Raw genomic sequence first — 12,316 nt, 5'->3', positions numbered from 1 at the left:
TGTGCTTAAGCATGAACGGCAGCAGGATTCTTGCTCGGGGCCCGGATGCGCAAGTCTCCGCCCCCGGGGTCCGCGACCCACCATTTCCCTCGTCGGACGCGTTCGTGCGCCCACGGGGGCCGTGCACCCCCTCTTCCGCAGCCCTCCTGACCCCGCGTCCGCGGGGGCGGGTGGGCCGCGGAGGAGACGGCCGTCGACGAGCGACTCCCGCCCCTGAAAGGAAGTGGTATGCCCAAGCCACTCATCGGACTGACCACCTACCTCGCCGACGCCCAGTGGGGGGAGTGGGAGCTGCCCGCCGCGCTGCTGCCCGCGGCGTACATCAGCTGTCTCCGGGCGGCGGGCGGCCGCGTGGTCCTGCTGCCGCCGGACGCGCCGGAAGCCGCTGCCGATGTCGTCGCGCGCCTGGACGCCATCGTCCTGACCAGCGGCGAGGACGTGGATCCCGCGCTGTACGGGGCGACGCCGCACCCGTGCACGGGGCCGCCGGTGCACGAGCGCGACCGGTGGGAGTGGGCCGTGCTGGCCGAGGCTCTCACGCGTGACATGCCGGTGCTGGGAGTGTGTCGCGGAATGCAATTGATGAACGTGCACGCAGGCGGAACCCTGATCCAGCACCTCCCCGAAACCGTGGGCCACCACGGGCACAACCTGCACGGCGGCCACTTCTCCCCCCATGCCGTCACCACGGTGCCGGGGACGCGGATCGGCGCGCTCCTTCCGGGGACCCGCCAGGTCGCCACGCACCATCATCAGGCGGTGGAGTCCCTCGGGGCCGGCTTGATCGTGGGCGCCCGCACGGCGGACGGCACCATCGAGGCGATCGAGAGCACCCGGCACCGCTTCGTGGTCGGCGTGCAGTGGCACCCCGAGATGGCCTTCGACTCGACGGTGGTGCACGCTCTGGTGGCGGCCGCCGGGTCGACTCCGAACCCCGCTGCGGGTCGGGTCGGCGAGCAGAAGGAGCGGGTCCGGCGGAGTTCGCCGGATGTGCGTACGGCGACCCGGGTGTCTTGACACCGCTGCGCTCCAGCCCCCAGGATCAGCCTGTGAACCTGTCAGACAGCCAGACAGGTGGTGGGATCCCGCGGCGCGTCAGCGCGATGGAAGCGGTGTTCGGCCACCTGCGCAGCGCCATCGAGCGCGGTGAGTACGCCGTGGGGGACAAGCTCCCCTCGGAAGCAGAGCTGTGCCGGACCCTGGAGGTCAGCCGGCCCGTGCTGCGGGAGGCACTCCGTGCCCTGCAAGCCATGGGCCTGACGGTCTCGAAGACCGGCAAGGGCACCTTCGTCGTGGCGAACACGGTCGAGGACCCCACCTTCGGCGACTACGCGGCCAGCGACCTCCTGGAGGTGCGCCGGCACGTCGAGATCCCGGTCGCCGGCTACGCGGCGCTGCGCCGGACCCCGGAGGACCTGGACCACCTGTCCCACCTGCTCGACCGGATGGAGCGGGAGACCGACACCACCGCGTGGGTCGCCCTGGACACCGTGTTCCACCTGGCGGTGGCCGAGGCCTCCGGCAACCCGGTGTTCCGCCGGGTGATCGAGGAGATCCGTGACGCACTGGCGCGTCAGTCGACCCTCCTCAACGAACTCGGCGGTCGGCGCGAGCAGTCCAACTGCGAGCACCGGGCGATCGTCGAGGCCCTGATCGACGGTTCCGAGCCCGACGCCGTCGAGGCGATGTCCCACCACCTCCACCGCGTGGAGGCCACTCTCACCGACATCGTGCGCCCCCAGCGCGCGGACACCTCAAGAGAAGGTAGAGCCGAGGCGTGAGCGAGCAGTTCCTCAAAGACGAGAAGCGCCCCACGACCCGTCACGTCGACGCCGGTGACACCGGCTACAGCAAGTCCCTGAAAGCCCGGCACGTCAACATGATCGCCATCGGCGGTGCCATCGGCACCGGGCTGTTCCTCGGCGCGGGCGGCCGGCTCGCCGATGCCGGGCCCTCCCTGTTCATCGCGTACGCCGTCTGCGGCGTCTTCGCGTTCCTCGTCGTGCGAGCGCTCGGCGAGCTCGTCCTGTACCGCCCGTCCTCCGGTGCCTTCGTGTCCTACGCCCGGGAGTTCCTGGGAGAGAAGGGCGCGTACACCGCCGGCTGGATGTACTTCCTCAACTGGGCGACCACCGGCATCGCCGACATCACCGCGGTGGCCACGTACACCCACTACTGGCACCTGTTCTCCGACGTCCCGCAGTGGGTGATCGCGCTCATAGCCCTGGCCGTGGTCGTCACCGTGAACCTCATCTCGGTGCGGATCTTCGGCGAACTGGAGTTCTGGTTCGCCATCGTCAAGGTCAGCGCCCTGGTGGTCTTCATGGGCATCGGAATCTTCCTGCTCGTCACCCAGCACCCGGTCGACGGCGTCGTACCCGGTCCGTCCCTGATCACCGACAACGGCGGAATCTTCCCCAACGGCCTGCTGCCGATGCTGCTGATCATCCAGGGCGTCGTCTTCGCCTACGCCTCCGTCGAACTGGTCGGCGTGACGGCCGGGGAGACCGAGAACCCCGAGAAGATCATGCCGAAGGCGATCAACTCGATCATGTGGCGGGTGGGCCTGTTCTACGTCGGCTCGGTCGTCCTGCTGTCGATGCTGATGCCGTGGAACGAGTACACCTCCGGCCAGAGTCCCTTCGTGACGGTGCTCTCCCACATCGGTGTCCCGGCGGCGGGCAGTGTGATGAACCTGGTCGTCCTCACCGCGGCCATGTCCTCGCTCAACTCGGGCCTCTACTCCACCGGCCGCATCCTGCGCTCCATGGCCGTCAACGGATCGGCCCCCCGCTTCACCGCCAGGATGAGCCGCACCCAGGTGCCCTACGGCGGCATCCTGCTCACCAGCGGCATGTGCGTCCTCGGTGTCGGCCTCAACTTCGTCGTCCCCGCCGACGCGTTCGAGATCGTGCTTAACCTCGCCGCCATCGGCATCATCGCCACCTGGGGCATGATCATGGTCTGCCACCTCCTGTTCTGGCGGAAGACCACGGCGGGCGAACTGACCCGCCCCGCCTACCGGCTGCCCGGCTCGCCCTGGACCGAACTCCTGACGCTGGCCTTCCTCGCCGTCGTCCTGGTCCTCATGTACGCCGACGGCGGCGCCGGACGAACCACGGTGCTGTGCGTACCGCTCATCGCCGCCGCACTCGTCGCCGGCTGGTACGCGATCCGCGGGCGCGTCGCGCGCGCCGCCGCCGGAACCGACGACTGAACCCGGGCGGCCCGGGGGACCCGCAGAGCCACCGCGCGTCCGCCCGGGCCGGCCCACTGCCACCAGGCACACAGGTCAGCAGCCCCAAGCCACTTCGATCGAGGCAGTCATGCTCACCCTCCCCCTCGCGGACGCGCCCGCGATCCGCGAGCCCCGCCACGTGCCCGTCGCCCACGTCACCCGTGGCGGTGTGGTCGAGGGCACCCACTACGGTTCCGTCGTCGTCCTCGACGGCGACGGCAAGGTCCGGTTCCGCCTCGGTGACGCGGAGGCCGCGTGCTTCCCGCGATCGGCGCTCAAGCCCCTCCAGGCCGTCGCCATGGTCCGGGCGGGACTGCCGCTCGACGGCGAACTGCTCGCCCTCGCGATGGGCAGCCATTCCGGCGAGGAACGCCACCTCGCCGGCGCCCGGCGGATCCTGGCGCTCGTCGGCCTCACCGAGGACGACCTGCGCAACGTCCCCGACCTGCCGTACGACCCGGCCGTCCGCGACACCTGGATCCGGGAGGACCGCCCGCCCTCCCGGCTCGCCCAGAACTGCTCGGGCAAGCACGCCGCGATGCTCCACCTCTGCAAGCTCAACGGGTGGCCGCTGCAGGACTACGACGCGCCTGAGCACCCGCTCCAACGGATGATCGCGGAAGTCGTGGAGGACCTCACGGGCCAGCGCATCGCGCGCGCCACGGTGGACGGCTGCGGCACCCCCCTGTTCGCCGTCTCCCTGCACGGCCTGGCCCGTGCCGCCGCGCGCATCGCCACCGGCGCGCCCGGGACCCCTGAATTCCGGGTGGCGGACGCGTTGCGCAGCCACCCGGAGATGGCCTCCGGCGCAGGGCGGGACGTGGCCGAGCTGATGCGCGCGGTACCCGGGCTGCTCGCCAAGGACGGATTCGAGGGCGTCCAGGTCGCCGCGCTGCCGGACGGCCGCGCCGTCGCCCTGAAGATCGCGGACGGGGCGAACCGGGCGCGCATCCCGGTGGCGGCGGCCGCCCTGGCACTGGCAGGAGTCGACAAGCGGCTGCTGACCGGGTTCGCGGGGGAGCCGGTGGTCGGCGGTGGCCGGCCGGTCGGTGGCGTGCGGCCGGTGGCCGCCCTGGACCCGGAGGCCCTGCTCGCCCACGCGTGACCCGACCCACCACTCCGAGAAGAGGAACCGCACACCCATGACCGTCGCCACCCGCAGCGAACACGACCTGCTCGGGGACCGTGACGTCCCTGCCGACGTCTACTGGGGCGTCCACACACTGCGCGCCACCGAGAACTTCCCCATCACCGGCACCCCCATCTCCGCCTACCCGCACCTGATCGACGCACTGGCCGCCGTGAAGGAGGCCGCCGCCCTCGCCAACGAGGAACTCGGCCTGCTGGAACCCGCGAAGGCCGCCGCGATCGTCGCCGCCTGCCGCGAGATCCGGGGCGGGAAGCTGCACGACCAGTTCGTCGTGGACGTCATCCAGGGCGGCGCCGGCACCTCGACCAACATGAACGCCAACGAGGTCGTCGCGAACCGGGCGCTGGAACTGCTGGGGCACGCCAAGGGCGAGTACTCCCACCTGCACCCCAACGAGGACGTCAACCTCGGCCAGTCCACCAACGACGTCTACCCGACCGCGGTCCGGGTCGCGACGGTGTCCGCCGTGCGCGGCCTGCTCGACGCGATGGCCGTCCTCCAGGACGCCTTCGCCCGCAAGGCCGTCGAGTTCCGCGACGTCCTGAAGATGGGCCGCACCCAGCTGCAGGACGCTGTGCCGATGACGCTCGGCCAGGAGTTCTCCGCCTTCGCCGTCATGCTCGACGAGGACCGCAGCCGGCTCGCGGAAGCCGCCGAGCTGATCCACGAGATCAACCTCGGCGCGACCGCGATCGGCACCGGCCTCAACGCCCCCGCCGGGTACGCCGAATACGCCCGGCGCCATCTCGCCGACATCACCGGACTGCCCCTGGTGACCGCGGCCAACCTGGTCGAAGCCACCCAGGACTGCGGCGCGTTCGTCCAGATGTCCGGCGTCCTCAAGCGCATAGCCGTCAAACTGTCCAAGACCTGCAACGACCTTCGGTTGCTGTCCTCCGGGCCGCGTGCGGGCCTCGGCGAGATCAACCTGCCGCCGGTGCAGGCCGGTTCGAGCATCATGCCCGGCAAGGTCAACCCGGTGATCCCCGAAGTCGTCAACCAGGTCGCCTTCGAGGTGATCGGCAACGACATCGCGATCACCATGGCCGCCGAGGCGGGTCAGCTCCAGCTCAACGCCTTCGAACCGATCATCCTGCACTCGCTGTCGAAGTCCATCACCCACCTGCGGGCCGCCTGCCACACCCTCGCCGAGCGTTGCGTCGTCGGCATCACCGCCAACACCGAGGTGCTGCGCGCGACCGTCGAGAACTCCATCGGCCTGGTGACCGCCCTGAACCCGCACATCGGGTACACGGCAGCCACCGACATCGCCAAGGAGGCCCTTGCCAGCGGCCGGGGTGTCGCCGAACTCGTGCTGGAGAGGGGCCTGCTCCCGGCGGAGCGGCTCGCGGCCCTGCTGCGGCCCGAGGTCATCGCCGGCAGCGGCGTGGCCGTGGCCTGAGGACGGGGCCCCGGGCGGCTCCCGGGGCGGTGATCCTGACGGGTGGTCACTGCTCCAGAGCCGCCGCCATGCGGTCGAGGTCGGCGAGCAGCACGGCGATGCGCTCGGGCGGGATCGACCCCACCATGTGCCGCTCGATGGCGTAGACGGCGTCCTCGACGGCGGCCAGGCGCGCCCGGCCCTCCTCGGTGAGGTGGGCGGGGCGGGCCCGGCCGTGGTCGGCGGTGGCCGGGCGGGTGATCAGCCCCGCTTCCTGCAGGCCCTGCAGCACGACGTTGCCGGACTGGCGGGTGACGAAGGTCGCGCGCGCGAGGTCGGCGTTGGACATGCCGGGGTTCAGGGCCAGGAGTTCGAGGGTGGCGTACTGCGGAACGGTCAGTTCGTGCTCTCGCAGAGCCCGGTCCATGGCGCCGCGCAGGGCGGCCTGGGCGCCCTGTACGTGGTCGGGATCGACTTCGGCACCCTCTCCGGCCGCGCCGTGGTGGTCCGCGTACGGGACGGCGAGGAGGTCGGCACCGCCGTCCACGAGTACCCGCACGCTGTCATCGAGCGCGAACTGCCCGGCGTGGGAGGGCCGTTGCCGCCCGACTGGGCACTGCAGCACCCCGGGGACTGGCGCGAGGTGCCGCAGACCGCCGTCCCGGCCGCGCTCGGCGCCGCCGGCGTCGATCCGGCGGACGTCATCGCTCCGGCCGCCCCTACCGCGCGTACGCGGGCGTCGCGCTGGAGACGCAGCACTTCCCGGACTCGCCCAACCGTCCCGAGTACCCCTCCACCGTCCTGCGCCCGGGCGAGGAGTTCCGCTCGACGACGGTCTACTGCTTCTCGGCGGATTAGCGGACCGTCCGTCGAGGGGAGCGGGGGCGGTGGCCGGCAGGGCCCGCCGCCCCCTTCACGTCGTTCGTCAGTCCGAGACGAAGACCCGGACGTCCCAGGCGCCGAGGGAGACCGACCCGGCGGCGGGCACCGAGGCACCGCCCAGCACGTCGACCAGGGCCACCGGAGCCTGGGTCCGGACGGGCTGCCAGCTCCAGTTGTGCACCACGTGGACGCGTCGCCCGTCGGGGGCCGTACCGGTGGTCGCGGTGACGGAGGCGGGCAGATCGCGCCAGCCGCTCGCGGGGGCGGGCGCCAGCCACGCGGCCAGCGCCCTGGCCAGGTCGCGTCCGGGCACCGCGCCGACGCAGGTCACCCGGCCCGCGCCGTGGGCACGGGTGGTGACGGCGGACCAGCGGCTGAAGTGGGGGTGGTCGTACCCGGCCAGCACCGTCGCGTCGGTGACCGTCAGGCCCTCGACCCACCGGTTCACGGTCGCGCCGGCCGGGAGCTCCAGCGAACTGCCGGGGACGGCGCGCAGCGGCAGGTCCGAGGACAGGTTGCTGAACTCGTCGTACCACGCGCCCGCGGCGGTCGTCAGGCGCGGCGGGGCGGTCTCGTGGCGGGCCCGGGCCTCGTGGTCGGCGTAGCCGGTGCGGGGGCCGAGGACGAGGTGGCCGCCGGCCTCGGCGTAGGAGGCGAGCCAATCGAGCAGGGAGTCCTCGGCGAGGTAGAGGCCGGGGACGACCAGCACGGGGTGGCGCCGCGCGGCCTCGTCGGGTGCCAGGCCCCGGCGCCCGCCCCGGGCGTCGTGCAGCTGCCGGGCGTGCAGGATCCGCACCTGGCGGCCGGCCTCGAAGGCGCCGCGGTAGAACGGATCGAAGAAGCGCTGGTAGGAGGCCGGGTCCGGGCGGCCGTCCGGGGTCGCCAGCGGCGGGTACTTCTGCATCAGCCACTTGCTGGGCATCGAGTGGACCATCGCGAGGTCGGCATCGGGCTCGATCCCGGCGACCAGTGCGCCCGCGGTCTCGAACTCGACACCGAGGCGCGCGAGTTCGGCGTACACCCGGCCGGGCTTGCCGCTGTGCGGCAGCACACCGCCCCAGTAGGTCTCGGTGCCGAAGTGCAGGGTGTGCCAGTGCCAGTACTCGATCATCCGCGCACCGCGCGAGACGAGGGCCCAGGCGGCCTGCCGCCACTGGCCGTCGAATGCGGGCCGGTTGTCCTCGGTGCCGCTGATCGCCTGGGCGTTGGTCTCGGTGACCAGGAAGGGCTCCTGGCGGGAGGAGAAGATCCGGTCGGCGCTCTGGTACAGGGCCCAGACGCCGCGTGTCTTCCACTGCTGCTCGTGGTCCTCGGGCGTGGGGTCGGGCAGCGTGAGGGCGTCCTGCATGTCGTAGTAGGGGTTGCCCGCGGTGACGTCCAGGGTGTCGGTGATCTCGTCGTCCTCCAGCGCGGGGTGCTGGTAGGCGAGGCAGGTGGTGACGAACTGGTCGGGCCGGGCGTACTCGCGGGCGAGGCCGGCCTGCCAGGCGACGAACTCGGTGGTCTGGCGCGCCTGGAACGCCCGCCAGGCGACGTCGTACTGCGGCTGCTGGTTGCCGTCGGGCCGCCAGAGGTCGGCCCAGGTGGAGAGCCGGTGCGACCAGTAGACCAGGCCCCACTCCCGGTTGAGGGTCTCCACGTCGCCGTAGGTGTGCCGCAGGTGGTCGACGAAGCGCTGGAAGACGCCGTGGTTGTGGGGCAGGCGCAGACCGGGCTCGTTGTCGACCTGGAAGCCGATGACGGCCGGGTGCGAGGCGTAGCGGCCGAGGATGGCCCGGCTGACGCGTTCGGCGTGGTGGCGGAAGGCGGGGTGGGAGAAGTCGGCCTCCTGGCGGGCGCCCCAGCCCGTCCGCCGGCCGGTCTCCGGCTCGGTGGCGATCTCCGGGTACTGCCGGGCCAGCCACGGCGGCACGGCGTAGGTGGGGGTGCCGAGGACGACGGCGATGCCGTGCTGGTGGGCGCCGTCGAGGACCGGGGCCAGCCAGTCCAGCTCGAACCGGCCGTTCTCGGGCTCCCAGGTGGACCAGACCGACTCGCCGACCCGGATGACGGTGAACTTCGCCCCGGCCATCAGGTCGAGGTCTTCCTTCAGCCGCTCGTACGGCTGGTACTCGGGGTAGTAGGCGGCGCCGAACAGGACGCGCGGGGGCAGCGGGAACACGGGTGCACCTCGGGACGTGTGGGAACCCCGGCTGCCGTGGGAGGCAGCCGGGGCGGGGAGGAACAGGGATCAGGAGGCGGTGCCGGTGACGGTGTTGCCGGACTTGGTGACGGTGTAGGTGACGGTGTCACCGGTCCAGAAGCGGAAGACGAGCGTCGCGGGGGCGCCGTCCTTGAGGGACTTGAGGAAGTCGGGCTTGACGGTCGTGGTGTTGGCGCCGTAGTCGGTGCGGTAGTTGTCGAAGGTCTGGTAGGTGGTCCAGGAGGCGGGGCCGGCGGCGGTGCCGTCGGGGTAGGTGGACTGGACGTTGGCCATCAGGGAGCCGTTGAACCGGGTGGGGATGGTGAGCCCGTCGAGCGTTCCGGTGGCGTTGGCCATCGTGGGCTTGTCGTACGAGCGCACGTAGAGCTTCCACGGGACGCCGTCGGAGTACCGGACTTCGAGGGTGGCGTTGACCCCGGCGGCGCGGTCGCCCGCGAGGCGGGTGAGGGCGCCGGCGGTCAGGGTGAGCTTGTCGCCGTCGAGGGTGTAGTCCATGAAGGGGATCAGCGGGCGGTCGCCCTGCCAGAGGCCGGCGAACCAGAGGCCGTTGCGGTTCAGGGTGATGGTCTGCGCCGCGATCGGGCCGGACTTCGGCACGAAGAGGTTGTCGGTGGAGGCGGTGCCCGAGCGGGTCCGCCAGGAGCTCTGGATCAGGGCCTTCATCTCGGGGACCTGCCACTGCATGGTGGAGCGGTTCAGGAAGTCGTTGAAGGCGTCCCACACGGCGGAGGTCATGCCGTTGCGCCGCGCCTCGTAGTTGACGTGCTCGAAGTACTTCAGCATCTCGCCGCGCTCGACCACGCCGGAGTAGGGCGAGGTGAGCAGGCCGTACTCGCCCAGGTAGACGGGGACGCCCTTGGCGACCAAGGTGTCGTGCACCCGGGCGAAGCCCTCGGTGAGGTCCTTCCGGGCCGTGGCGTCGTAGGTGGTTCCGTTGGCGATGTTCACGCTGAACGGGTACCAGCTGTAGTAGTGCACGGTGGCGACCAGGTTGCGGTCGTGCAGCGAGTTGATCGTCGTGGACAGGTCGTCCAGCCAGTGCTGGGCGTTGTTGGTCTCGTACGACGGCAGGACGAGCAGGCGGTCCTTGTTCTTCCCGCCGCTGTTGCGGACGACGGAGTGGAACGAGGTGTTGAGCTCGTTCAGGTACTGGGTCTTCTGGGCGTCGGTCGCGTTGACGAACGTCGGCTCGTTGATGCTCTCCATGAGCAGGGTGCGCGGCTCGTCCTTGAAGGCGGTGGCGATCTGCTGCCAGGTCGAGTTGAACCGCGCCATGACGGTGTCGTGGTCGGTCGACATGTACTCGATCCACTTCCACGAGTCGTGGTGGACGTTGATCTCGACGTAGAGGCCGTCCTCCAGGGCCCAGTCGACCACCTGCTTCACCCGGTTCATCCACACCGGGTCGATGATGTAGGGCGCGGTGTCGGACTGGTGCGGGTACCAGGTGACGGGGATCCGGACGCTGCGGAACCCCTGGGCCTTGAGGCCGTCGAAGGTGGCCTTGGTGGTGAGCGGGTTGCCCCAGGACGTCTCGTCGGGGATGGCGTCGAGGGTGTTGCCGAGGTTCCAGCTGGGCTGCATCGCGGCCACCGCGGCCATCGGGTCGTGCGGGGCCCTCGCCCCGGCCGCCTCGGCCGCGGACGGGGCCTTGTCGGCGGGGGCGGCGATCGCCGTGCCGCCGCAGAGGGCTCCGGTGGTGACCAGGGCCACCACGAGGCCGGCCGTCCGGTGGAGGCGGCGGCTGCGGGGGCGTGCGGTCTGCTGTGCGTCGTTCACGGGTCATCCCTTCGGGTGAACGGGCGGAGGATCCCCTGGCGGGTGGTCAGGGGAGCGGGAGGGGCTCGTAGTCGAACCGGTCGAAGTGGACGGTGCCTTCGGCGGCGTACATGCCGATGACCCGGCCGGTGAAGCCGCCGGCCACCTCGGTGGACAGGTAGCGGCCGTCGAGGGTGGCGAGCCCGGTGAAGGTGCCGTCGGGCTCCTCGATGCCGAGGACGACGTCGTCGGGGCCGGTGCGCGGGCCGCGCGTCGGCCGCGGGACGACGTCGACACCGAGCACCACGGCTCCGGTGGGCACCGGACGGGAGGCGACCTCGGTGCGCAGCGAGCCGATCCGGGCGAAGACCTTCACCTCGCCGCCGGCCGCCTCGATCTCGTAGTGGTGCTCCTCGTCCATGCGGACGGCGAGGCCGCCGCGGCCCCCGGTGGGGTCGATCAGGGTGCGGGCCCGGCAGCCGAGGTGCTGCTGTCGGCGGCCGACGAACACCACGTCGTACTCGTCCAGGGAGGCGCCCGCGGCGCGCAGGGTGAGCCAGCCGGAACGCTCCTTCGTGGTGCACAGGTGCTCGGGGCGCTCGCGCACCGAGATCCACTGGGGGTGCAGCTCGGCCTGGTCGAAGTCGTCCCGGGCGGGGACTGCGGGCACGGGGTGCAGCGGCCAGGCCGGGGTGGGCAGTTCGGGGCTGACCCGGCCGACCACCGGCCAGCCGTCCACCCACTCGACCGGGGCGAGGAAGGTCTCCCGGCCGAGCACGTACCAGGCGGGGGTGCCGCCGCGCGGCCGGACGGCGAGCAGCACCATCCACCAGGAGCCGTCGGGCGCCTGGACGAGGTCGGCGTGCCCGGTGTTCTGGATGGGACTCTTGATGCCGCGGTGGGTCAGCACCGGGTTGGCCGGGCACGGCTCGAAGGGGCCGGAGGGCGAGGTGGCGCGGGCGATGGAGACGGCGTGGCCGCGCTCGGTGCCGCCCTCGGCGATCATCAGGTACCAGTACTCGCCGATCCGGTACAGGTGCGGGGCCTCGGGGGCCGTGGCGTCGGGCGCGCCGGACCAGATCCGCTGCGGCTCGCCGAGGGTTTCGCCGGTCGCCGGGTCGAGGCGGACCTGGGAGACGCCGGCGACGGTGCACCAGCAGGTGCCGTCCTCGTCCCAGGCGAGGTCCGGGTCGATCCTGGGGACCCCGGGCAGCCGGACCGGGTCGGACCAGGGGCCGGCCGGGTCGGTGGCGGTCAAGAGCATGTTGCCGTCGCCGCTGACGTTGGTGACGATCAGCCAGAAGCGGCCGTCGTGGTGGCGCAGCGTCGGGGCGTAGATCCCACCGGAGGACGGGGACTCGCGCGGCAGGCGCAGCTGGCTCGGCCGGTCGAGGGCGTTGCCGATCTGCGTCCAGTTGAACAGGTCGCGGCTGTGGAAGACGGGGATGCCGGGGAAGTACTCGAAGCTGGAGCAGACGAGGTAGTAGTCGTCGCCCACGCGGCAGACGCTCGGGTCCGGATGGAAGCCGGGGATCACCGGATTGGGGAGGGTGCCGGTCGGCTGGGTCTGGTCTGACACGTGGTCGGTTCCTTTCGGAGGTGCATGTCGGGGTGGTGGGGGGGGGGGGGGGGGGGGGGGGGGGGGGGGGGGGGGGGGGCGGCCGGGTAAGGGGCGGGTGGTGATTGGGAGTAGGCGAAGGGAGG

The 12,316-nt window shown here is 71.7% G+C and carries 9 protein-coding genes and 2 pseudogenes; 7 read left to right on the top strand and 4 right to left on the bottom strand.

The features are described 5' to 3' along the window. The first annotated feature begins 228 nt into the window (after positions 1–228). From ACZ6NC_RS04810 to aspA, 5 genes are all read left to right on the top strand, one after another. On the top strand, positions 229–1,017 hold the full coding sequence (locus ACZ6NC_RS04810) for a gamma-glutamyl-gamma-aminobutyrate hydrolase family protein (protein WP_465576989.1): 789 nt from the start codon (positions 229–231) through the stop codon (positions 1,015–1,017). Between the two features lie 86 nt (positions 1,018–1,103). Then, on the top strand, positions 1,104–1,781 hold the full coding sequence (locus ACZ6NC_RS04805; RefSeq protein WP_465577036.1) for a FadR/GntR family transcriptional regulator: 678 nt from the start codon (positions 1,104–1,106) through the stop codon (positions 1,779–1,781). Next, on the top strand, positions 1,778–3,217 hold the full coding sequence (locus ACZ6NC_RS04800) for an amino acid permease (RefSeq protein WP_465729007.1): 1,440 nt from the start codon (positions 1,778–1,780) through the stop codon (positions 3,215–3,217). Before ACZ6NC_RS04805 ends, ACZ6NC_RS04800 begins: the two co-directional genes overlap by 4 nt. A 109-nt stretch (positions 3,218–3,326) precedes the next feature. Continuing rightward, positions 3,327–4,343, top strand: coding sequence for an asparaginase (locus tag ACZ6NC_RS04795; protein WP_465576995.1), 1,017 nt, complete (start codon positions 3,327–3,329; stop codon positions 4,341–4,343). A gap of 37 nt (positions 4,344–4,380) precedes the next feature. Further along, on the top strand, positions 4,381–5,790 hold the full coding sequence (aspA, locus tag ACZ6NC_RS04790; RefSeq protein ID WP_465576997.1) for an aspartate ammonia-lyase: 1,410 nt from the start codon (positions 4,381–4,383) through the stop codon (positions 5,788–5,790). Between the two features lie 46 nt (positions 5,791–5,836). On the opposite strand, the gene ACZ6NC_RS04785 is transcribed toward aspA, so the two are convergent. Further along, positions 5,837–6,196 carry a MarR family winged helix-turn-helix transcriptional regulator gene (locus tag ACZ6NC_RS04785; protein ID WP_465729403.1) on the bottom strand — a complete coding sequence of 120 codons (360 nt, stop codon included), beginning with the start codon at positions 6,194–6,196 and terminating at the stop codon, positions 5,837–5,839. A 42-nt stretch (positions 6,197–6,238) separates the two neighbouring features. Here ACZ6NC_RS04785 and ACZ6NC_RS04780 point away from each other — a divergent pair. Both ACZ6NC_RS04780 and ACZ6NC_RS04775 read left to right on the top strand, forming a co-directional pair. Beyond that, positions 6,239–6,484, top strand: a pseudogene (locus ACZ6NC_RS04780) (ribulokinase); the annotation flags it as partial. Next, positions 6,472–6,627, top strand: a pseudogene (locus tag ACZ6NC_RS04775) (aldose epimerase family protein); the annotation flags it as partial. The pseudogenes ACZ6NC_RS04780 and ACZ6NC_RS04775, both read left to right, overlap by 13 nt. A gap of 67 nt (positions 6,628–6,694) precedes the next feature. On the opposite strand, the gene ACZ6NC_RS04770 reads toward ACZ6NC_RS04775, so the two are convergent. The 3 genes from ACZ6NC_RS04770 to ACZ6NC_RS04760 form a co-directional block, all read right to left on the bottom strand. Beyond that, entirely contained in the window at positions 6,695–8,812 is a 2,118-nt protein-coding gene (locus ACZ6NC_RS04770; protein ID WP_465729004.1) for a beta-galactosidase, read from the bottom strand. A gap of 69 nt (positions 8,813–8,881) precedes the next feature. Beyond that, entirely contained in the window at positions 8,882–10,633 is a 1,752-nt protein-coding gene (locus ACZ6NC_RS04765) for a cellulase family glycosylhydrolase (protein ID WP_465729002.1), read from the bottom strand. Positions 10,634–10,679: 46 nt separating this feature from the next. Beyond that, positions 10,680–12,191: a glycoside hydrolase family 43 protein gene (locus ACZ6NC_RS04760; RefSeq protein WP_465729000.1), complete on the bottom strand. Its 1,512-nt coding sequence runs from the start codon at positions 12,189–12,191 to the stop codon at positions 10,680–10,682. Positions 12,192–12,316: the final 125 nt, after the last annotated feature.

The organism is Kitasatospora sp. NPDC041988 (genome assembly GCF_055588525.1).
This window is presented reverse-complemented; position numbering and strand designations above follow the sequence as displayed.

Excerpts from the sequence above, each read along its gene's own strand:
- aspA (WP_465576997.1), top strand. The coding sequence starts at position 4,381 with ATGACCGTCGCCACCCGCAGCGAACACGACCTGCTCGGGGACCGTGAC.
- ACZ6NC_RS04785 (WP_465729403.1), bottom strand. The coding sequence starts at position 6,196 with ATGGACCGGGCTCTGCGAGAGCACGAACTGACCGTTCCGCAGTACGCC.
- ACZ6NC_RS04795 (WP_465576995.1), top strand. The coding sequence starts at position 3,327 with ATGCTCACCCTCCCCCTCGCGGACGCGCCCGCGATCCGCGAGCCCCGC.
- ACZ6NC_RS04805 (WP_465577036.1), top strand. The coding sequence starts at position 1,104 with ATGGAAGCGGTGTTCGGCCACCTGCGCAGCGCCATCGAGCGCGGTGAG.
- ACZ6NC_RS04810 (WP_465576989.1), top strand. The coding sequence starts at position 229 with ATGCCCAAGCCACTCATCGGACTGACCACCTACCTCGCCGACGCCCAG.